The organism is Geodermatophilus sp. URMC 61, assembly GCF_052931555.1.
The window spans coordinates 2,822,883-2,843,549 of record NZ_JBRFHZ010000002.1 but is presented as its reverse complement, the minus strand read 5'-3'; the positions used below and the strand labels follow the sequence as shown (position 1 = coordinate 2,843,549).

Here is a 20,667-nt window from a genome sequence, read left to right as displayed (position 1 = left end):
CTCGTAGCAGGACCCCGTCCTCCCACCCCGCGCAGGCTCGGCGGTGCCCTGGACGGGGCCCGGCGGACCTTCCCTCACCCACAGGAGCTGCCGCATGTCCGAGTCCCGTCCCACCGACCAGCGCGTCGCGATCGTCACCGGCGCGGCCCGGGGCATCGGCGCCGCCACCGCGCAGCGGCTGGCGCAGGACGGCTTCGCCGTGGCGGCGGTCGACCTCGACGAGTCCGCGACCGCCGCGACGGTCCGGGCGATCGAGGCCACCGGCGGCCGCGCCATCGGGGTCGGGGCCGACGTCGGGGACGCCGACCAGGTGGGGGCCGCCGTCGAGCGGGTCGTCGCCGAGCTCGGGCCGCCGCTCGTGCTGGTCAACAACGCCGGGGTCACCCGCGACAACCTGCTGTTCAAGATGACCGACGCGGACTGGGACCTCGTCATGCACGTCCACCTGCGCGGCTCGTTCCTCATGACCCGCGCGGTGCAGCAGCACATGGTCGAAGCCGGCTGGGGCCGGGTGGTCAACCTGTCGAGCACCTCGGCGCTGGGCAACCGCGGCCAGGCCAACTACGCCACCGCCAAGGCCGGGCTGCAGGGCTTCACCAAGACCCTCGCGATCGAGCTCGGCAAGTTCGGGGTCACCGCCAACGCGATCGCCCCGGCTTCATCCAGACCGAGATGACCAGGGCGACCTCCGAGCGCCTCGGCCGCGACTGGGAGCAGTACGTCGCCGAGCGGGCCGCGGCGATCCCGGTGCAGCGAGCGGGCGTGCCGGCGGACATCGCGCACACCGTCTCGTTCCTCGTCAGCGAGGGCGCCGGGTTCGTCTCCGGCCAGGTCGTCTACGTGGCCGGCGGCCCGCGCACCTGAAGGACCCCTGCCCCCACCGTCGAAGGACCCCGTCGACGGCGAGGGCAGGGGTCCTTCGTCAGGTGCGCTCGGGGTAGCGGGCGCGGACGAAGCAGTAGGCGCCGAACGCGGCGATGCCAATCGCGACCAGGGTGAGCAACACCTGGCCGAAGGGGGCGCCGAGGATGGTGCGCAGCGCGCCGTCGAGGCCCGTGGCCCGGGCCGGGTCGAAGGTGACGGCGGCGTAGACCAGCAGCCCGCCGACCACACCGAGGGCGACGCCCTTGGCCGGGAAGCCGACCTGCCCGAGACGGGTGACCAGGCGCGTCGCCTGCGGCGGGGCCTGGCCGAGGTCGACCTCCTGGAGGAACCGCTTGGAGACGCCCTTGTGCACGAGGTAGACGCCGACCCCGATGACGACGAGACCGACCAGCCCCACCAGCCAGCGCCCGGCGGGCCAGCCGAAGACGCCGGTCGCCTGCTGCTGACCCCCGCCGCCACCACCGCCGGTGGCGGTGCGGACCGCCAGGACGGCGAGCGCGGCGTAGAGGACTGCCTTGGCGACCGCCTTCACTATCTTCTCGAGCGCCTTCTTGCGGGCGTCCCCGGATGCCGACAGCCGGCTCCGCCAGCGCAGCACCTCGGCCGCCTGCCAGGCCGCGAGCGCGACCAGCCCGACGGCCAGCAGCCACAGCAGCGGCCGGCCCAGCGGCTGCTCGGCCAGCGTGGCCAGCGCGCCGGCCTGGTCTGCGGACTGGCTGCTGCCACCGCCCCAGGCCAGCTGCAGCGCCAACCACGCGACCAGCAGGTGCACCACGCCGTACGCGATCAGGCCGATGCGTGCCAGGTGCTCGAGGGCGTCGCTGTCGCCCGCCCGGCCCGCGGCTCCCGCGGCCCGCCCGGTCACCCCGCCCATGGCCGCCTCCTCCCGGACCGCTGCACGTCTGCCGCGGACATGATCAGCGTGGCACAGCGGGGACCGCGCCGCCGGGTGTGCATCAGCCGCCCCCCTGTTCGGGCATAGGAGGCTATGCATGCGTCCAGACCCTCCAGGACGCATGCATAGCCTCCTATGCCCGTGGTGGAAGGGCGTGCCGGAGGTCCTCGCTCAGTCCACGGGGTGCCGGGCGCGGGTCAGGCAGTACACCGCGAAGGCGGTCAGCCCGACCGCGACCCCGGCCAGCACCCACGCTCCGTGCGGCTGGGCGGCCACCGCCCGCAGCGCGGCGTCCAGACCGGTGGCCCGCGCCGGGTCGAACGTCGCCGCCGCCCAGGCCACCATCGCGCCGACCAGCACCAGGGCCACGCCCTTGAGCACGAAGCCGGCCTGGCTGGCCCGGTGCGCCACCGTGCAGAGCGCGGGGGAGACGGTGGAGAGGTCGATCTCGTCGAGGAAGTCCGACCGCAGGCCCTTGCGCACGTGGTAAAGGCCGATGGCGACGACGACTCCGCCGACGGCGACGACCAGCAGCTGGCCGCCGGGCCAGGCGAGGACGCCGCGCACCGCGCGGGTGTCCGCGGCGGGGTCGCTGCCGCGGCCGAGGGCGACCCGGGCCGCCGAGACGGCCAGGAAGCCGTAGACCAGCGCCGTGCCGAGGGTCTTGCCCAGCTGGACGACCGCGCGCCGCCGGTCGGGGCCGGGCGCGGGCAGCCGGCGGTGGTGGCGGAGCACCTCGACGGCCTGCCAGACGCACAGCCCGGCGAGCCCCGCGGTCAGCAGCCACAGCAGCACCGGGCCGACCGGGGAATCCGCGATTAACGCCATGGCCCCGCTCTGGTCGACGGCGGCGCCGCGGTCGGCCGGCCGCGCCCGTCCCGCCTGCCAGGCCAGCTGGAGTGCCAGCCAGGCGACCAGCAGGTGCAGCAGCGCGTAGCCGACCAGGCCGGCCTGGGCCACCGCGCGCAGTGTCGTGCTGTGCGCAGCCCGGTGCGCCAGCGGCGCACCCTCCGTCTGACCTGCCTCGGTCGTCACTCCGCTCCCTGCTCCGCCGGTCGCGCCACTGCGGCACACCTCGCAGGGTGACACGGCTCGCGCCGGGACGCCGGGGACGGTGGGGGACACTCTGGAGCGTGGCGAGCGGTGCAGCGATGACGGCGGTGGGGCGGACGAGTCCGGAGCGGGCCCGGCGGGCGTGGCCCCGCTGGCTGGCCGGCGGGGTCGCGCTGCTGGTCGTCGCGGCGGTCGCGGTCTTCTGGGCCGACGGCGGCGCGCGGCTGCTGCTCGGCGTGGCCGGCGCGCTGGTCGCCTGGCGCGGTGGGCACCTGGCGGCCGAGAGCGGCCACCGGGCGCAGGGGTGGGCGCTGGCCGCCGCCGGCGTGCTGGGGATCGGGCTCGCCTCGGTGTCCGCGGGGCTGGCGAGCTGGCTGCTGCTCCTCGCCGTCCCGGCCGGGCTGCTTGTCGGCGCGCTGACCCTGCTCGGCCGCGGCGGAGCGGTGCGCCGCAGCGGTCAGGCCGCCCTCGTCTGGTGGGCGCTGGTCACCGGCCTGCTGGTGGTCACCGGGCTGGTCGCCGGCTGGGAGCGCGCGGCCGACGGCGCCACCGTCGTCGGAGCCCTCGGCCTGGGCCTGCTCGGCGTCGTCCTGCTCGTCGGCTCCTCGAGCCTGCGCGCCATCGCCGCCCGGCCGGCACCGGTCCGGCCCGCGGCCTGCGCCGGGTGCGCCTGCGGCGCCGGAGGCTGCGGCATCCCCCGCTGAGCGCCCGACCCCGACGGGGCAACCCCCCGGTTCACGTCCCGCCCGGTGGGGCACCCCTCCGGCCGTGAGCGGACACGTCTTCGTCGTCGGGGCGGACCTCCGACGGCTGGTGTGCGACGACGTCCTCGTGCCCACCGACCGGTCGCTGCGGGTCACGCACGAGTGGCGCCGGTTGCTGCCCGACGACCTCGTGGGCACCGAGGACCGCGACGGCGTCTGCCTCGACCTCACCTGGGGCGGCGAGGAACGGGTGCTCGAGGTCCCTGGCGGCCGCGCCGGCGAGCCCGGGCGGCAGCTGTGGCTCGTCGACACCGTCGACGAGCGCGAGCGCGACCCCGAGGACGCGCTGCGCTGGCTGGTCGACGGCGCGCGGGAGGCGCTGGCCGCCGTCGCCCGGCGGGAGGTGCCGGCACCGGTGCACGGCCGGGCCCGTCGGCTGGTCGCGTTGCCGGCGCTCGGGACCGGCTGGGGCGGCGCCGCCGGGCAGCGCGGCACCCTGCTGCAGCGGCTGATGCCGGTGCTGCGCGAGGGCGCGGCCGAGCACGGCTTCGACGTCGCCCTGGTGCTGCGCGGGCCCAGCGACCTGGCCGCCGCGCAGCGGGTGCGCCGGGCCGAGGCGGGCGGCTGGGACCTGCCCGGGCACCTGCGGGAACTGGCCGAGGACCTCGGCGAGCGGGCCCGCCGCGGGCAGCTGGCCGTCTTCGCCGGCGCCGGCGTGAGCGCCGCCGCGGGCCTGCCCACCTGGGAGCAGCTGCTCGACGAGCTGGCGGAGCGCTCGGGGCTGGACGACGCGCTGCGGGCCGGGCTGTCCCAGCTGCCGGCCCAGGACGCCGCGGCGCTGATGGCCCGGGAGCTCGGCCGCGAGCAGCTGGAGGGCTTCGTCAAGGAGCGGTTCGGGCCGGGGCACTACGCGCTGGCGCACGCGCTGATCGCCGACCTGCCGGTGCAGGAGTTCGTCACCACCAACTACGACCCGTTGGTCGAGCTGGCCGCCGCCGACATCGGCCGCGACCTCTCGGTGCTGCCCTTCGACGACGCCGTCCCCGGCCAGCCCTGGCTGCTCAAGCTGCACGGCGACGCCGCCCACCCGGAGAGCATCGTGCTGACCCGCGAGGAGTACCTGCAGTTCGGTGACTCCCGTGCGGCGCTGGCCGGGGTGCTGCACTCGCTGCTGCTCACCCGGCACGTGCTGTTCGTCGGCACCTCCATGCAGGACGACGACCTGATCCGCATCGCCCACCAGGTGCGCAGCGCCGTCCAGGCGCCCGGGGCGTCCCCGCGGCAGCGCAGCGGCACCGTGCTGGCGTTGAGGGAGGACCCGGCCCGCGCCCGGCTGTGGGAACGGGACGTGCAGACGGTGGCGATCGCGCCTGCCGACGCCCCGCCGGCCGAGGCCGCCCGCCTGCTGGAGGTGCTGCTGGACTGCATCGGCTGCCTGTCCACCCCGCCGACGGGCTATCTGCTGGACCCCGCCTACCGAGGCATGCTCTCCGAGGAGGAGCGGACCCTGGCCGGGGCGCTGGCGCACGTGGAGCGCGCGGTGCCGGCGGGGGCGTCGTCCTCGGCCGTCGAGGAGGTGGCCGCGCTGCTGCGCCGGCTGGGCTCGCAGGAGTGCGGAGCGGGTGAGCCACCGCCGGACGAGGCCAGCGCACCGCGCGACGACCGCCTCCAGCAGCAGCGCCCGGGCTAGAGGAGGGCACGGGTCGTTCGTGTGAGCCGGCGCCCGCGTGGGCAAACGGGACCCCGTGCGCCGACCCCGACTCGAGAGCAGCCCGCTCCTGATCGCCAAGGGCTACGGCTGGCTGCCCGACGCGCGGCGGGCACGGGGCATCCGTACCGTCGCCGCCCGGCTCGGCGGCCTGCCCGTCCTCGGTATCGCGGGCCCCGACGCAGCCCGGTTCCTCTACGACGAGGACCACGTGCGCCGCTCGCACGCCATCCCCGAGCCGGTGCAGGGCACGCTGTTCGGCAAGGGCGCCGTGCACACCCTCGACGGCGAGGCGCACCGCACCCGCAAGGCGATGTTCGTGGGTCTGCTGATGGACGACCACCGCATCACCGCCCTGGTCGACACCGCCACCGCCGCCTGGGACGCCGCGGTGCCGGACTGGGTGCGCCGCGGGGAGGTCGTGCTCTTCGACGAGGCCGCCGAGGTGCTCACCCGCGCGGTGTGCGGCTGGGCCGGCGTTCCGCTGTCGGACGACGAGGTGCCCTCGGTGGCCCGGGACCTCACCGCGATGGTCGACGGCTTCGCCACCGCCGGGCCCCGGCACTGGCGGGCCCGCCGGGCGCGCGGCCGCCGCGAGGCCTGGCTGGCCCGGCTGGTCGAGGAGGTGCGCAGCGGCACGGCGACGGTCCCGACGGGGTCGGTCGTCGACGCCGTCGCCCGGCACCGCGACGCCGACGGGGAGCGGCTGGACCCGCGCACCGCGGCGGTCGAGGTGCTCAACGTGATCCGCCCGACCGTGGCGATCGGCTGGTTCGTCGCCTTCTCCGGGCACGCACTGGCCCGCTGGCCGCAGTACCGCGCGCGACTGGCCTCGGGCGAGCCCGCGTTCGCGGAGGCCTGGGCGCACGAGGTGCGCCGCTTCTACCCGTTCGCGCCGTTCATCGGCGGCCGCGCACCGCGCGAGGTCGAGTGGGACGGCCAGCGGGTGCCCGAGCACTCGATGGTGCTGCTCGACCTGTACGGGCAGGACCACGACCCCGAGCTGTGGGGCGACCCGTACGCGTTCCGGCCCGAGCGGTTCCTCGGCCGCGAGATCGGCGCCTTCGAGCTGGTGCCCCAGGGCGGTGGCGACCCGCGCACCAACCACCGCTGCCCGGGCGAGCAGGTCACCGTCGCCGTGCTGTCGGCGCTGGCCGTACGGCTGGCCCGGCTGCAGGCCGACGTCCCCGAGCAGGACCTGTCGATCTCGCTGCGGCGCATCCCGGCCAAGCCGACCAGTGGCGTGGTGCTGCGGGTCCGCGGGACCGACTGAACCAGGTCGGTAGCGCAACGTCACCGGCGCACGGGGAGGCGGCGCCGGGTGCTCCCGCCGCGTGGTGTCATCGCCGGGCCGTACGGACGAGGGAGCCGACATGAGCAGGTGGCTGGCGCCGCTGGTGGGTGTGGTCGGGCTGCTGACGCTCGTCGGCGGCGTGGTCTGGGCCGAGCTCGACATGAGGACCATGGGCGGCGTGCCGCTGGTCGGCGTCGGCGGCGTCCTGCTCGTGGCCGCGGCCGTCGTGGCCGCCTGCGTCGAGGCCGCCGACCGCCGCCGGCACCCGCAGCACTGAAGAAGGACCCTCCTGCCCCCCACCGCTCGCAGGCTCGCCGCGAGGCCCTGCAGGAGGGCCGACGTCAGGCCGGGACGAGGCGGGCGAGCTCCGCGGGCAGGTCGCCGGGGGAGAGGACGCCGAGCCGCTGGGTGGCCCGGGTGAGCGCCACGTAGAGGTCGTTGTACCCGCGCACGCCCTCGTCGAGGACCCGTTGCGGGTCGACGACGAGCACCGCGTCGAACTCCAGTCCCTTGGCCTCGCCCGGCGTGACCACCACCGGCCCCTGCGACGAGTCGGCCTCGGGACCGGAGGACACGCCGTCCACCCGGGCCGCCACCGCGGCGGCGAGCCCGGCGACCCGGCCGGCCGGCGCGATGACGGCGGTGGTGCCCTCCCGCCCGGCCCACTCCTCGACCACCTCGGTGACCCGCGCGGTCAGCCCGGCCTCGCCGGTCACCTCCGCCCAGGGCTGCGTGGTGCCGGGGCGGACCGAGCGGGGTGCGCCGGCCCCGGTGCCGCCCGCGGCGAGGACGTCGGCGGCGACGGCCATGATCTCGGCCGGCGTCCGGTAGTTGACCGTCAGCTCCTCCAGCCGCCAGGCGTCCCCGACGTGCGGGCGCAGCGTCTCGTCCCAGGCGTCGGCGCCGGCGAGCGTGCCGGTCTGGGCCAGGTCGCCGACGGCGGTCATCGACCGGGTGGGGCAGCGGCGCACCAGCAGCCGCCAGGCCATCGGGGAGAGCTCCTGGGCCTCGTCAACGACGACGTGCCCGAAGGTCCAGGTGCGGTCGGCGGCGGCGCGCTCGGCGGTGGTGCGGGTGTCCAGCGTCCGCTGCCGCTCGGCCAGCTCCTCGGCGCTGATGAGGTCGCCGGCGCTGAGCACCTCGGCCTCCAGGTGCTCGTCCTCCAGGTCGATGGAGCGCGAGCCGTGCAGCACGTCGAGGGTCTCCTGCGCCTCGGCCAGCCGGCGCCGGCGGTCCCGTTCGGCGCGGGCCCGCTGCGCGCTGTCGTCGAAGCCGAGCAGCTCCTCGGCCTCCTCGAGCAGCGGGACGTCGGCCGGCGTCCACGCCGACCCCCGCGGGCGGTGCAGCAGCGCGCGGGTCGCGTCGTCCCACCCCGGGGTGGCGGCGGCGACGCGGGCCGGGTCGGCGAACAGCTCGGTGAGCAGCCGCTCGGGCGTGAGGACCGGCCACAGGTCGTCGATGAGCAGCCGGACGGCGGGTTCCTCGGCGACCTCGCGGCGCAGCGCGGCGGTGTCCTCCCGGTCGAACAGGTCGGCACCGCCGTCGATGCCGGTGCCGATGCGCTCGGCGTAGCGCCGGGTGAGCACGTCGACGACACGGCGGGTGAAGACCGGACGGGCCAGGTTGTGCAGCCGCTCGGCCTTGCGGGCGGCGTTCTGGGCCCGCCTGACGTCGATCGGCCGGAGCCGCAGCGCGAACCCGTCGACGGTGACCTCGCGGGGGGCGTCGGGCACCACCTGCCGGTCGGCGACGGCGCGCGCGAGCACCTCGACCATCTCCAGCCGGCCCTTGACCGCGGCGGTCTCCGGCGACTCCGTGCCGCGGGCGTCGAGGCCGGGGCGCAGCTGGCCCAGCCCGGCCAGCAGCACGCCGGTCTCGCCGAGCGAGGGCAGCACGTCGGCGATGTAGCGCAGGAACGTCGGCGTGGGCCCGACGACCAGCAGGCCGCGGCGGGCCAGCCGCTCGCGGTAGGTGTAGAGCAGGTAGGCGGCGCGGTGCAGCGCGACGGCCGTCTTGCCGGTGCCCGGTCCGCCCTGGACGACGAGGACGCCGCGGTCGTCGGCGCGGATGATGCGGTCCTGCTCGGCCTGGATGGTGCGCACGATGTCGGTCATCCGGCCGGTGCGCGCGGTGTCGAGGGCGGCCATCAGCGCGGCCTCGCCGGTCAGGCCCGACCCGGCGACCCCGTCGGTGAGCACCTCGTCGTCGAGCCGGACGACGGTGCGCCCGCGGGTGCGGATGTGCCGGCGCCGCGAGACGCCCAGCGGGTGCACCGGGGTGGCGGTGTAGAACGGCCGCGCGGCCGGTGCCCGCCAGTCGACCAGCGCGGGGTCGCCGCCGGCGTCGTCGGCGGCCAGCCCGATCCGGCCGATGTAGAGCGGGCCGTCGTCGGTGCGGTCGATCCGCCCGACGCACAGGCCCGCCTCGGCGGCATCGAGGGCGGTGACCCGCTCGGTCTGGAAGCGGACGGTGGCGTCGCGCTCCTGGAGCGCCTGCGGGTCGACCGCCGGCCAGGCGATCGCCTGCTTCAGCCGCCGCTCGGCCAGGTCGCGCGCGGCGTCCAGGCGGCCGTAGAGCTCACGGACGTACTGCTGCTCGGTCTCGATCTCGGGGTGGGGTACGACCTCTGGCTGCGTCGTCGGCACTGCACGTCTCTCTGTCGGCACTCGGCTGCGGGAACAGACGAACGTCCATGGTGCCCGCGCATTCCCGGGGCCGGGTCCAGGCGCCGCCGTGCGGTCGGCCACGCACCCGGCGCGACCGTCAGGGGACGGGCAGCGCGGCCAGGTGACCGACCAGCCGGTCGCGAGCTCCTCCGGGCGGCTGAGTGCCACGAGGTGGCCACCGGGCAGCTCCTCGACCGGCAGGCCGAGTCGCTCCGCCGCCACCTGCCGCTGGAAGTCCACGGGGAAGAACCGGTCGTCCCGGCCGGCCAGCACCCGGGTCGGCACGTCCGGCCAGGCGGGCAGTGGCCACGGCTCGGTGAACGGCGTCCCCGACTGGGCGAACGGCACGGGCGCGCTGGCCGCGACCCCCGGCGGGACGTCGTGCAGGAACGCGTCGTCGTCGTCCAGCGGCCAGCCGTGCGCCCGCGCCGCCTCCGTCCGTGCCCGCTCGTGCCCGGTGGCCGTCCACCACGCGCCGCCGGTCTCGCCCGGCCGCGGGACCATCGCGTTCAGCAGGACCAGCAGGTCGACCTCCCTCCGGGCGCAGACCAGCGGCGCGGTGAGCCCGCCCATCGACTGGCCGACGACCACCAGCGGCCCGCCGGAGGAGCGGGGGACCGTGTCCAGCACGGTCTGCGTGTACCGCTCGAGGCCGGCGGTGTCGTCGCCGGCGGGCAGGTCGACGGCGACCGCGGTGGCGCCGCGCCGCTCCAGCTCGGGGACCAGCCGGTGCCAGTACCAGGCCCGGCCGCCGGCTCCGGGGACGAGGACGAACGTCGCGCGCACGTCCTGCTGACCGCCGGCGGCGCCGGTACTCATCGCCCTCCGCGCCGCGGTCCACCTCGAGTGGTGGCCGGCCGTGGTCTCCGGGTCCCGGAGGCCACGACGCCCCGCCACGCGACGACCGGACGGCGCCGCGTTGCTCCCGCGACACGCGGAACGGGCGGTAACCGCAACCCGGAGGTCATCTCCGTGACACGTCGGCTACCTACCGTCGGCCGTGCGACCCCAGGAGGTGCCCCATGAGCCCGACTCCCACCGACACCCGGACCGACCCCCGGCGCCGGCGCGGCCGACGCACGCGCAGCCGCCCGCGCATCGACCGCAGCGCCTGGACCTGCCCCAACTGCGAGCAGGAGACCCTGCCGCCGCGCAAGCGCTGCGCTGACTGCGGCACATCTCGCTACTGACGAGGGACCCCGTCCTCCACCCGTCGGAGAAGGGACCCGTCCCCCTCACCGTGGAAGGACCCCGTCCTCACGCCTCGCAGGCTCGGCGCGCGCCTCGGGACGGGGCCGAGCTCGGGAGGGCCGGTCTCTCGTTCAGCGGGCGGGCGGTTCCCCGCGCAGCCGGACGACGGTGGCGCGGTAGCGGCCCCGCCCGGCCAGCCGCCAGGCCAGCCGCCTGGTCACCGGCAGCCCGGCGAGCAGCCGCGCCCGGTCGTCGGCGCTCGCGTCCTCGAGCGCCAGGCCGAGCACGAGCGATCGCTCCCGCCGCGACAGCGGGCAGCGTGCCGCCCGCGTGACCTCCGCCCACGCCGCGGGGGAGAGGTGCGCGTCGAGCAGCGGCAGCAGCTCCCGCTCCTCCTCGGCGGTCTGCGCGTCGACGGCGTCGGCGAGGTCCAGGCAGGCCAGCGTGAAGGCGTCGTGCGCCTTGCCCGAGGCGGCGACCGCCCACTGCCGCGCGGCGGTGGAGAGGCGGCGCAGTCGGTGGTCGAGGTCGGCGACGCGGTCGGTCCAACGCTCCACCTGCGGCCGGGCGGCCGGCGCGGCGTGCAGCAGCGCCGGCCACAGCAGCTCGCGCTCGACGGTGTGGTGGTGCAGCAGCAGGCGGGCGAGCAGATCGGCGTGCCGGGTCAGGTCCCGCGTGCGGCCGGCGTCGTCGGCGGCCGCCCGCGCGGACAGCTCGGCCAGCAGCCGCAGCTCGCGGCGCACCAGCCGGTGCAGCAGCAGCTCGGAGGCGACCGCGCGGGAGGTCGGGACGTCGTCCGGGGGACCAGCCGGGGCCGTACGGGCGGGGGAGCGGCGGAGCGCCGCGGCGGCGGGCATCGAACACCTCGGGAGGGTGGGGTCCGGACGCTCCGAGCGTAGGGACGGCGGCTCCCCGTGCGAAGGGTTCCCGCTCCGTCTCGTCGACGCCGGGCACGACTCGCGGACGGGGGAGGGACAGGAGGGCCCCGGGGCGGCTACCTTGCGGCGGTGAGCGTGATCGCCCGGAACCGGGTCCGCGTGAGCGGGGTCGTCGAGGGGCGGCCGATGGTCTTCGCGCACGGGTTCGGGTGCGACCAGGAGATGTGGCGCTTCGTCGCCCCGGACTTCGCGGTCGACCACCGCGTCGTCCTCTTCGACCACGTCGGGTCGGGCCGCTCGGACCTGTCGGCCTACGACCCGGAGCGGTACGGCTCGCTGCACGGGTACGCCGACGACGTCGTGGAGATCTGCCGCGAGCTCGGGCTCGACGACGTCGTCTTCGTCGGGCACTCGGTGAGCGCGATGATCGGCGTGCTGGCGGCGGCCCGCGCCCCGGAGCTGTTCGGTGCGCTGGTCATGGTCGGGCCCAACCCGCGCTACGTCGACGACGGCGACTACACCGGCGGGTTCTCCCGCGAGGACATCGTCACGCTGCTGGAGTCCCTCGACAGCAACCACCTGGGCTGGTCGGCCGCGATGGCCCCGGTGATCATGGGCAACCCCGACCGGCCCGAGCTCACCGCCGAGCTGGCCAACAGCTTCTGCCGCACCGACCCCGACATCACCCGGCAGTTCGCCCGCGTCACCTTCCTCTCCGACAACCGCGCCGACCTGCCCGGCGTCCGGGTGCCCACGCTGGTGCTGCAGTGCACCGACGACGCCATCGCCCCCGAGGTGGTCGGCCGGTACGTGCACGCGCAGGTGCCCGGCAGCGTCTTCACCCAGCTGGCGGCCACCGGGCACTGCCCGCACCTGTCGGCGCCGGAGGAGACGACCGCCGCGATCCGGGCCTTCCTGGGATAGCCCGGTCATGGACGAGCCGCGGCGACCGGACCCCCGGGAGGGTCCTGCCGGGCTGCGCCGGCTGCTGGAGGAGGACCCGGCCGACCTGTACGAGAACGCCCCGTGCGGCTACTTCTCCGCGCTCCCCGACGGGCAGGTCGTCAAGGCCAACCGCACCTTCTCCGAGTGGACCGGCCGGCCGGCCGGCGAGCTGATCGGGCTGCGCTTCCAGGAGTTGCTGAGCATCGGTGGCCGGGTGTTCTACGAGACCCACCTGGCGCCGCTCCTGCGGCTGCAGGGCATGGTGCGGGAGGTCGCGCTCGACCTCGTCCGCGCCGACGGGTCGCTGCTGCCGTGCCTGCTCAACGCCGTCGAGGTGCGCGACGAGCAGGGTGCGCCACTGCTCGTGCGGGCGACGGTGTTCGAGGCGACGTCCCGGCGCCGGTACGAGCGGGCGTTGCTGGCTGCACAGCGTGCGGCGGCGGAGTCCGAGCGCCGGGCGCGCACGCTGCAGCAGGTCGTCTCGGAGGTGTCGGCGGCGTCCTCGGCGCGCGACGTGGCCGAGGTGATCGTGCGGCGCAGCCGGGAGGCGGTCGGGGCGAGCGGCGCGGCGCTGTGGCTGGGCACCGAGCGGCGGGCCAGCCGGCGGGCCGAGCCGTCGGTGCCGCCGCTGGAGCTGGTCGCCGCCGACGGGATCACCCCGGAGCTGCTGGAGGCGATGGAGGCCGCCGCGTTCGGCGGCGCGGAGCTGGTCCGCGACGGCGGGGTGCACACCGTCCCGCTCGGTGCGGGACTGCGGTCGGTGTGGCCGGGTCTGGCCACCGCGATGGAGGAGGCCGGGCAGGAGGCGCTGGTCGTCGTGCCGGTGGACGCCGACGCCCGCCACCTGGGCGCGCTGGTGCTGCTGCTCGGGGTGGCGGGGGACACCGGGCTGATCGACCTCACCCCGCCCGGCGAGCGGGGGCAACTGGTCCAGGCCGACGCCGACCTGCTGGCCGCCGTCGGCCGCCAGGCGGGACAGGCGATCGAGCGGGTCCGGCTGTACGAGGAGACCGCGCGGCACGCGGAGCGCTCGGCGTTCCTGCTCGACGCGGCCCGGCTGATGGCCTCGGCCGGGGACGTCACCGAGACCGCGGAGCGGCTGGCGGAGCTGGCGGTACCACGGCTGGCCGACGTCTGCGTCATCGACCTGGCCCTCGAGCGCGGCCTGGTCCGGACGGCCGCCCGGCACGGCGACCCGGCGCGGCAGGAGCTGGCCGCCGCGCTGCAGGAGCGGCACCTGCCGCACCACGAGTCACCGCACCCCGCCGTGCAGGCCATGGAGCTGGGCCGGACCGTGTGGATCCGTGGGGTGACCGACCGGTGGCTCGCGGAGGTCGCCGCCGACGACGAACACCTGGGGCTGGCCCGCGCCCTCGAGCTGGTCAACCTCGTCTGCGTGCCGCTGCTGGCCGACGGGCGCGTCCTCGGCGTCCTCACCCTGGGCAGCGACCGGCGGCGCGGGCCGTTCACGCCGGCCGACGTCGAGGTGGCCGAGCAGCTGGCGCTGCAGGTGTCCCAGGTGGTGGACAAGGCGCAGCGCCTGGAGCTGGAGACCCGGACGTCGCACACGCTGCAGGCCAACCTGCTGCCGCCGGCGCCACCACCGGTGCCCGGGCTGGCGGTCGCCGTCCGGTACCTGCCGGCCAGCCGCGGTGCCGACGTCGGCGGCGACTTCTACGACGTCGTCCCGCTGCCGGACGGGCAGGTGGCGCTGGCGGTCGGGGACGTCGTCGGCCACGACATCCGCGCCGCGGCGGTCATGGGCCAGCTGCGCAGCGTCTACCGGGCGCTGCTGACCGACCGGCCGCCGCCCAGCGCGGTCATCGACCGGCTGCAGGCGAGCTGGTCGCTGTTGGGCCTGCAGCTCATGGCCACCGCCCTGTTCGCCGTGCTCGACCCGGACAGCGGGCGGCTGCGGGTCGCCTCGGCCGGGCACCTGGCGCCGCTGCTGGTCGCGGGCGGGACGGCGGAGCTGCTCGACGTGCGGCCCAGCCGGATGCTCGGTGCGCCCCCGGCGCCGGGCCCCGCGGTGGAGTGGGCGGGGGTGCTCGCACCGGGGGCGACGCTGCTGCTCTACACCGACGGGCTGGTGGAGAGCCGGGACGCCGACCTCGACCGGGGCCTGGCCGCGCTGCAGGACGCGGCGGTGCGGGCCGACACGACCGACCCCGACGAGCTGTGCGACCGGCTGCTGGCCGAGCTGGCGAGCGGGGTGCGCGCCGACGACGTGGCGCTCCTGGCGATCGGCCGATCCCCCCTGGCTTCCTGAGCCTGCGCGGGCCACCATCGGACCCAGGCACGTGCGGCGCGGGAGGCGGCCATGGAGCGTCGACCCAACCCGGTGACCGAGTCGATCGACGGAGCCACCGGCGACATCACGATGTCCGGCGACGCGATGCGGTGGTCGCCGGAGCTGGCCGACGGACAGGCGCGGGTGGGCGGCTCGCCCGGCGCGCTACCCGGGGTGGACGTCGCCGCCGGCTTCGGCGCGCTGCTCGGTCTCGACGGCCCGGGGGTGCGGCGGCTGGTGTCCGGCGCGGTGACCTCGCTGGCGACCGTGGCGGGGGACGTCGTCGCGGAGCTGCGCCAGCTCACCCGGGGTCCCGAGGAGGACGAGGGCGAGGAGGGCGAGGGCGCGCCGCCGGACGCCCCGCCGGCGCCGTCCCCCGGCTGACCAGGGCTCGCGGACGCCGACGCGCTGCCCACGCGGCCGCCCTGTACAACCAGGGGGACACGGCCACACCGACGTGGGAGGTCGCACCGCATGAGCAGTCCGCTGACCCTGGCGCCCGCGCCGCCGTCCGAGGCCGCCGAGGAGGTCCGCGCCCAGGTGCGGGAGTTCCTGGCCGAGGAGCTGGCCGCGGGTACCTTCACCACGCACGTCGACACGTGGCTGTCCGGTGTGGACCCGGCGTTCTCCCGCAAGCTGGGCGAGCGCGGCTGGCTGGGGATGACCTGGCCGAAGCGGTACGGCGGGCACGAGCGCTCGGCGATGGAGCGCTACGCGGTGACCGAGGAGCTGCTGGCCGCCGGCGCGCCGGTGGCGGCGCACTGGATCGCCGACCGGCAGTCCGGGCCGAACCTGCTCCGCTACGGCACCGAGGCGCAGCGGCAGGCGATCCTGCCGCGGATCGCCGCGGGGGAGTGCTACTTCGTCATCGGCATGAGCGAGCCGGACTCCGGCTCCGACCTCGCCTCGATCCGCACCCGCGCCGCGCGCAACGCCGACGGTGACTGGGTGGTCAACGGCGCCAAGGTGTGGACGTCGAACGCGCACCACTCGCACTACGGGATCGTGCTGGTGCGCACCGGCCCGCCCGGGGAGGGCCCGCGCGGCAAGCACCAGGGCCTGACCCAGCTGCTGGTCGACCTGTCGCTGCCGGGGATCAGCATCAACCCGATCCGCATCCTCGACGGCGGCCACCACTTCAACGAGGTCGTCTTCGACGACGTCGTCGTCCCCGGCGACATGCTGCTGGGGGAGGAGGGCGCCGGCTGGCACCAGGTGACCGCGGAGCTGGCCTTCGAGCGGTCGGGGCCGGAGCGGTTCCTGTCGACCTACCCACTGATCGCGGAGTTCGGCCGGCGCGCCTGCGACACCGGCGACCGCGCACAGCTGGCCACGCTGGGCCGGCTCTCGGCGCGGCTGCTGGCGCTGCGCCAGCTCTCCCTGCGGATCGCGGCGGCGCTGGACCGCGGCGAGCTGCCCGACATCCCCGCGGCGCTGGTCAAGGACGTGGGGACGACGTTCGAGGCGGACGTGGTCGACGAGATACGCCGGGTGGTCGAGGTGACGCCGTCGCTGGACTCCCCGGACCCGCTGGCACGGGCGCTGGCCGAGGCGCAGCTGCACGCGCCGGGCTACACGCTCCGGGGCGGGACGAACGAGATCCTGCGGGGGATCGTGGCACGGGGGCTGGGGCTGCGGTGAGCGAGCGCGGAACGCCGGCGACCGGGCAGCGGAACGAGGCCGGAGTCGAGCGGGGGGTGGTGCGCTGATGGCGTCCGAGCAGGACCTGGTGGTCGAGACCGTCCGGGACATCCTCGCGGGCCACGAGCCGTTCGCCCTCACCGCCGACACCGCGTGGGACCCCGGGCTGTGGGCCGACCTGGCCGAGGCCGGGCTGACCGGGGTGGGGCTGCCCGAGGAGGCCGGCGGTTCCGGCGGCGAGCTGGCCGACGCGGTGGCCGTCGTCCGCACGCTGGCCGCCGGTGCGGGGGCGGTACCGGTGGCCGAGCAGCTGCTGGCCGCGGGCCCCGCGTTGCTGGCCGCCGACCTCGACCTGCCCGACCCGGTCGAGCCGCTGACGCTGGCGGTCGCCGAGGCGGTGCACGCGGCGCCGTCGGACGACGGCGACGGGCCGGGGCGCTGGACGCTGACCGGCACCGCGACCGACGTGGCGTGGGCGGGGGTCGCCCGGCACGTCGCCGTCCTGGCCCAGCCGCCCGAGGGGATCGAGGGCGCGGTGCTCGCGCTGGTGGACGCCGAGGGGCTGGCGACCAGCGACGCGCGCAACCTGGCGGGGGAGCCGCGCGGGTCGCTGGTGCTCGGGGGCGCCGCTGCGTCCGGCGCGCTGCTGACCCCGGCGCGGGCCGGCGAGGTGCGGGCCCGCTACGCGCTGGCGCGGGCGGTCCAGCTGACGGCGGCGCTGGAACAGGTGCTGGCCTGGACGGTGCAGTACGCCGGGGAGCGGCACCAGTTCGGCCGGCCGCTGGGCAGGTTCCAGGCGGTGCAGATGGAGCTGGCGCAGATGGCCGGCGAGGTCACCGCGGTGAGCGCGCTGGTCGACGCCGCCGTCCAGACGCTCGATCGTGGAGACGACGTCGTCCTGGCCGCGGCGGCGGCGAAGGTGCGCGCCGGCGCCGCGGTGGAGGTCGTGGCCCGGCTCGCGCACCAGGTGCACGGCGCGATCGGGTTCACCCAGGAGTACCGGCTGCACCACCTGACCCGGCGGCTGTGGTCGTGGCGCGACGAGGCCGGCTCCGAGCTGTCCTGGTCGCAGGTGCTCGGCGTGGGGCTGCTCGTCGAGGGCGGCGACGGCCTCTGGCCGGCCCTCACCCGCGTCGTCTAGCGGCGGACCCCCTCGCCCCCGAACCCCTCCCGGGGCCCGCCGGCCCCGTCCGGCGGCCCTCCTGCAGGGGCCCGCCCCGAGCCTGCGAGTGGCGGGGGGCAGGAGGGTCCTTCCGCCGAGCCTGCGCGGGGTGAGGGGGACGGGGCCCTTCGACGAGCGGTGGGGGCAGGGAGTCCTCCTTCACCCGGTCTCGGGGACCCGCAGGTGGGCGAGGACGAGCTCGAACTCCGCGACCTCGGTGATCTCGCTGCCCACGGTGGCGGCGAACTCCTCGCGGACGGCCGTGGCGTCGGTCCGGGAGCGGTCCAGCGTCAGGCGGTCGGCGTAGGTGACCGAGCCGGCGGCCCGGCCCTCCCGGCGGTCGACCAGCAGGCTGGCGCTGCAGAAGCCGTCGAGCTCCTCGAGCCGCGGCAGCAGGCCCGTCCGGTAGGCGTCGAGGGCCTGTGCCACCCGGTTCGGGTCGGTCCGGGTCCAGGTGACCCGGGTGCAGGCTCCGTCGGGTGCCTCGTGCAGCCGGTGCACGACCGCGATCTCCCACGTGTGCAGCTCCACCGAGCCGCCGAGGACCTCGGCGAAGCGGGCCCGCAGCGGCCGCAGCTGCTCGCCGGTGTCGGCCATGGCGGCCTCGTCCTTCCAGGACGTGGTGGCGATGCAGCGCCCGGTCTCGCGGTCGGCCAGCATCGACAGGCCCACGTAGCCGGGCAGTCCCTCGACGGCGGGCATGACCCGGTCCCGCAGGAAGGCGACGCCCTCGTCGACGGCCTTCGGGTCGCCGTGGACGGTGGTGGTGCGTGCGTACACGTGCTCTCTCCTCTCCCGGCGGGCCGGCCGGGGCGGTCCGGACGGCCTCCCTGCAGGGCCCGCCGCGGCCCCGTCCGGGGAACCGCCCTGAGCTTGCGAGAGCGGTTCCCCGGACGGGCCTTCCACGGTGGGGGCAGGGAGGTCCTTCTTCACGCGGTCTCGGGTACCCGCAGGTGGGCGAGGACCAGGTCGAACTCCCGGACGTCGGTGACGGCCAGCCCCATCCCCGTCGCGAACTCCTCGCGCAGCGCGCGGGCGCTCTCGCGGTTCTCGACCATGTCCTCCCGGCTGTCGTAGGTGACCGCCGAGGCTGCCATGCCCTCGGCCGGGTGGGTCATGAGGCTGACGCTGCAGAAGCCGGCGAGGTCGTCCAGCCGCGGCATGAGGCTCATCCGGAAGGTGTCGATGGCGTGGTCCATGGCGTCGGGCTCGCCGCGGAGCCACGTCACGCGGGCGCACGCACCGTGGTGGGCCTCGTGCCGGCGGTGCATGGCCGACACCTCCCACTCCTGCACCTCGTACTCGCCGCCGAAGACCTGCGACGCCCGGTCCCGCAGCGGCCGCACCCCCTCGGCGCTGGCCTGCATCGTCTCCCGGTCGCGCCAGGAGGTCGTGACGATGCACATCCCGGACTCCCGGTCGGCGAGCAGGGACAGCCCGACGCAGCCGTCCATGCCGCGGACGGCGGGCATCAGCTCGTCACGGACGAAGTCGATCCCCGCGTCCAGCGACTCCGGGTTGCCACGGATGGTGGTCGAGCGTGCGTACACGGCACCGTTCCTCTCCAGGACGCTGCAGTTCCGGGACGGCGGTGCTCCTGCGGCATCGCCGCGGCGCCCAGCGTCCTCGCGGCGGCGACAGGTGGCAACGACCTGCTGCGCCCCACGCTCAGGGCCCGGGCCCGCTCCGGGCACGGGTGTCCGCCGTGGCGCACGGGGTCCACGCGGAGGGGATCACCGCCCTCAGTTCTCCCCCTGACCGGCGATCGGTCAGGCTGGAGCACCGGGGAACTCGTCCGCACGGGATCTCGACGCGAGCTGGCCATCCCGCCAGCCGTCCCACCGAGCACGACGGTCCCGCACCCCGGGACAGGCAGGGAGTGTCATGGCCACCCTCTTCATCGGCGGCACGTGGCGGACGGGGTCCTCGTCCGAGCAGCGCGAGGTCGTCAACCCGTTCGACCAGAGCGTCGTCGCGAAGGTCGACGAGGCGACCGTCGAGGACGTCGCCGCAGCCGTCGGCGCCGCCCGGGCGGCCTTCGACGCGGGGGAGTGGTCCGGCACCCCGGCGGCCGAGCGCGGTGCCCTGCTGCGCCGCGTCGCCGACCTCCTGGTGCGGGACAGGGAGGACATCGCCCGGCTGGAGACCCTGGACACCGGCAAGACCGTCCGCGAGAGCCGCCAGGACGTCGACGACGTCGCCTCGGTCTTCCGCTACTACGCCGACCTGGCGGACGAGGACCCCGGCCGACTGGTCGACGCCGGCCGCCCCGACGTCGTCAGCCGCGTCGTCTACGAGCCCGTGGGCGTCTGCGCGCTGATCACGCCGTGGAACTACCCCCTCCTGCAGGTCTCCTGGAAGGTCGCACCGGCGCTCGCGGCCGGCACCACCATCGTCGTCAAGCCCAGCGAGGTCACCCCCCTGACCACCGTCCGGCTCACCGAGCTGCTGGAGGAGGCCGGCGTCCCGGCGGGCGTGGTCAACCTCGTCCTCGGTGGCGGGGAGGTGGGTGCGGCGATGGTCGAGCACCCCGACGTGGACATGGTGTCGTTCACCGGTGGCCTCGGCACCGGACGGTCGGTCCTGCGGGCCGCGGCCGAGACGGTGAAGAAGGTGACCGTCGAGCTGGGTGGCAAGAACCCCAACATCGTCTTCGCCGACGTCGACCTCGAGACCGCTGTCGACAACGCCCTGACGGCGGTCTTCCTGCACTCCGGCCAGGTGTGTTCCGCGGGGACCCGGCTCATCGTGCAGGACGAGATCCACGACGAGTTCGTCGCGGCCGTGGCCGGACGCGCCGAGCGCATCCGCCTCGGCAACGGGTTCGACCCGGCCGCCGAGAGCGGCCCCCTGGTCTCCGAGCAGCACCGGGCGCGCGTCGAGGAGTACGTCGCCACCGGCGTCCGCGAGGGCGCCCGCCTCGTCACCGGTGGCCGCCGTCCCGGGGAGCCGGAGCTCGCCGGTGGGTTCTTCTACCTCCCGACGGTGTTCGCCGACTGCCGCCGCGACATGCGGATCGTCCAGGAGGAGTCCTTCGGGCCCGTCCTCACCGTGGAGCGGTTCACCACGGAGGAGGAGGCGATCGCGCTCGGCAACGACACCCACTACGGGCTCGCCGGCGCGGTCTGGACCGCCGACACCCCCCGGGCCGAGCGGGTCGCCCGGGCCCTCCGCCACGGGACGGTCTGGATCAACGACTTCGGCCCCTACCTGCCGCAGGCGGAGTGGGGCGGGTACGGGCGGTCGGGCAACGGGCGCGAGCTCGGCCCGTCGGGTCTCGCCGAGTACCGCGAGGCCAAGCACATCTGGCACAACACCGCCCCTGCACCGGCTCGCTGGTTCACGGGCTGACCCA

The 20,667-nt window shown here is 76.2% G+C and carries 17 protein-coding genes and 1 pseudogene; 12 read left to right on the top strand and 6 right to left on the bottom strand.

The features are described 5' to 3' along the window. Positions 1 to 94 precede the first annotated feature (94 nt). Positions 95 to 864: pseudogene (locus ACU610_RS13175) on the top strand (SDR family oxidoreductase). Positions 865 to 922: 58 nt separating this feature from the next. Here the strand turns inward: ACU610_RS13175 and ACU610_RS13170 are convergent. Beyond that, complete coding sequence (locus ACU610_RS13170) at positions 923 to 1,759, bottom strand: DUF1206 domain-containing protein (protein WP_446768162.1); 837 nt, start codon at positions 1,757 to 1,759, stop codon at positions 923 to 925. Positions 1,760 to 1,951: 192 nt separating this feature from the next. Further along, positions 1,952 to 2,815: a DUF1206 domain-containing protein gene (locus ACU610_RS13165; protein ID WP_446768161.1), complete on the bottom strand. Its 864-nt coding sequence runs from the start codon at positions 2,813 to 2,815 to the stop codon at positions 1,952 to 1,954. Between the two features lie 98 nt (positions 2,816 to 2,913). Here ACU610_RS13165 and ACU610_RS13160 point away from each other — a divergent pair, with 98 nt between their 5' ends. The 4 genes from ACU610_RS13160 (at position 2,914) to ACU610_RS13145 (ending at position 6,816) form a co-directional block, all read left to right on the top strand. Beyond that, positions 2,914 to 3,537: a hypothetical protein gene (locus ACU610_RS13160; RefSeq protein WP_446768160.1), complete on the top strand. Its 624-nt coding sequence runs from the start codon at positions 2,914 to 2,916 to the stop codon at positions 3,535 to 3,537. 64 nt (positions 3,538 to 3,601) lie between these two features. Then, a complete protein-coding gene (locus ACU610_RS13155) occupies positions 3,602 to 5,227 on the top strand; it encodes an SIR2 family protein (protein ID WP_446768159.1) in 1,626 nt (541 codons plus the stop codon). A 55-nt stretch (positions 5,228 to 5,282) separates the two neighbouring features. Next, positions 5,283 to 6,518: a cytochrome P450 gene (locus tag ACU610_RS13150; protein WP_446768158.1), complete on the top strand. Its 1,236-nt coding sequence runs from the start codon at positions 5,283 to 5,285 to the stop codon at positions 6,516 to 6,518. Between the two features lie 100 nt (positions 6,519 to 6,618). Then, positions 6,619 to 6,816 (top strand): hypothetical protein, encoded by a 198-nt coding sequence (locus tag ACU610_RS13145; protein WP_446768157.1) that lies wholly within the window; start codon positions 6,619 to 6,621, stop codon positions 6,814 to 6,816. A gap of 64 nt (positions 6,817 to 6,880) precedes the next feature. Here the strand turns inward: ACU610_RS13145 and ACU610_RS13140 are convergent, their stop codons facing one another. Then, entirely contained in the window at positions 6,881 to 10,024 is a 3,144-nt protein-coding gene (locus ACU610_RS13140; RefSeq protein ID WP_446768156.1) for an alpha/beta fold hydrolase, read from the bottom strand. Positions 10,025 to 10,227: 203 nt separating this feature from the next. On the opposite strand from ACU610_RS13140, the gene ACU610_RS13135 reads away from it, so the two are divergent. After that, a complete protein-coding gene (locus ACU610_RS13135) occupies positions 10,228 to 10,395 on the top strand; it encodes a hypothetical protein (protein WP_446768155.1) in 168 nt (55 codons plus the stop codon). 132 nt (positions 10,396 to 10,527) lie between these two features. On the opposite strand, the gene ACU610_RS13130 is transcribed toward ACU610_RS13135, so the two are convergent. Further along, positions 10,528 to 11,253, bottom strand: a complete 726-nt coding sequence (locus tag ACU610_RS13130; RefSeq protein ID WP_446768154.1) for a hemerythrin domain-containing protein — start codon at positions 11,251 to 11,253, stop codon at positions 10,528 to 10,530. Positions 11,254 to 11,403: 150 nt separating this feature from the next. On the opposite strand from ACU610_RS13130, the gene ACU610_RS13125 reads away from it, so the two are divergent. The 5 genes from ACU610_RS13125 (at position 11,404) to ACU610_RS13105 (ending at position 17,291) form a co-directional block, all read left to right on the top strand. Beyond that, a complete protein-coding gene (locus ACU610_RS13125) occupies positions 11,404 to 12,198 on the top strand; it encodes an alpha/beta fold hydrolase (protein ID WP_446768153.1) in 795 nt (264 codons plus the stop codon). A 7-nt stretch (positions 12,199 to 12,205) separates the two neighbouring features. Then, positions 12,206 to 14,488, top strand: a complete 2,283-nt coding sequence (locus ACU610_RS13120) for a SpoIIE family protein phosphatase (RefSeq protein ID WP_446768152.1) — start codon at positions 12,206 to 12,208, stop codon at positions 14,486 to 14,488. Positions 14,489 to 14,539: 51 nt separating this feature from the next. After that, on the top strand, positions 14,540 to 14,893 hold the full coding sequence (locus ACU610_RS13115) for a hypothetical protein (RefSeq protein ID WP_446768151.1): 354 nt from the start codon (positions 14,540 to 14,542) through the stop codon (positions 14,891 to 14,893). A gap of 90 nt (positions 14,894 to 14,983) precedes the next feature. Then, positions 14,984 to 16,150 carry an acyl-CoA dehydrogenase family protein gene (locus ACU610_RS13110; protein WP_446768150.1) on the top strand — a complete coding sequence of 389 codons (1,167 nt, stop codon included), beginning with the start codon at positions 14,984 to 14,986 and terminating at the stop codon, positions 16,148 to 16,150. A 67-nt stretch (positions 16,151 to 16,217) separates the two neighbouring features. Continuing rightward, positions 16,218 to 17,291, top strand: coding sequence for an acyl-CoA dehydrogenase family protein (locus ACU610_RS13105; protein ID WP_446768149.1), 1,074 nt, complete (start codon positions 16,218 to 16,220; stop codon positions 17,289 to 17,291). A gap of 180 nt (positions 17,292 to 17,471) precedes the next feature. On the opposite strand, the gene ACU610_RS13100 is transcribed toward ACU610_RS13105, so the two are convergent. Both ACU610_RS13100 and ACU610_RS13095 read right to left on the bottom strand, forming a co-directional pair. Then, on the bottom strand, positions 17,472 to 18,092 hold the full coding sequence (locus ACU610_RS13100; protein ID WP_446768148.1) for a hypothetical protein: 621 nt from the start codon (positions 18,090 to 18,092) through the stop codon (positions 17,472 to 17,474). A gap of 149 nt (positions 18,093 to 18,241) precedes the next feature. Next, positions 18,242 to 18,862 carry a hypothetical protein gene (locus ACU610_RS13095; RefSeq protein ID WP_446768147.1) on the bottom strand — a complete coding sequence of 207 codons (621 nt, stop codon included), beginning with the start codon at positions 18,860 to 18,862 and terminating at the stop codon, positions 18,242 to 18,244. A 334-nt stretch (positions 18,863 to 19,196) separates the two neighbouring features. Between ACU610_RS13095 and ACU610_RS13090 the strand changes: the two genes are divergently transcribed. Further along, entirely contained in the window at positions 19,197 to 20,663 is a 1,467-nt protein-coding gene (locus ACU610_RS13090) for an aldehyde dehydrogenase family protein (RefSeq protein WP_446768146.1), read from the top strand. Positions 20,664 to 20,667: the final 4 nt, after the last annotated feature.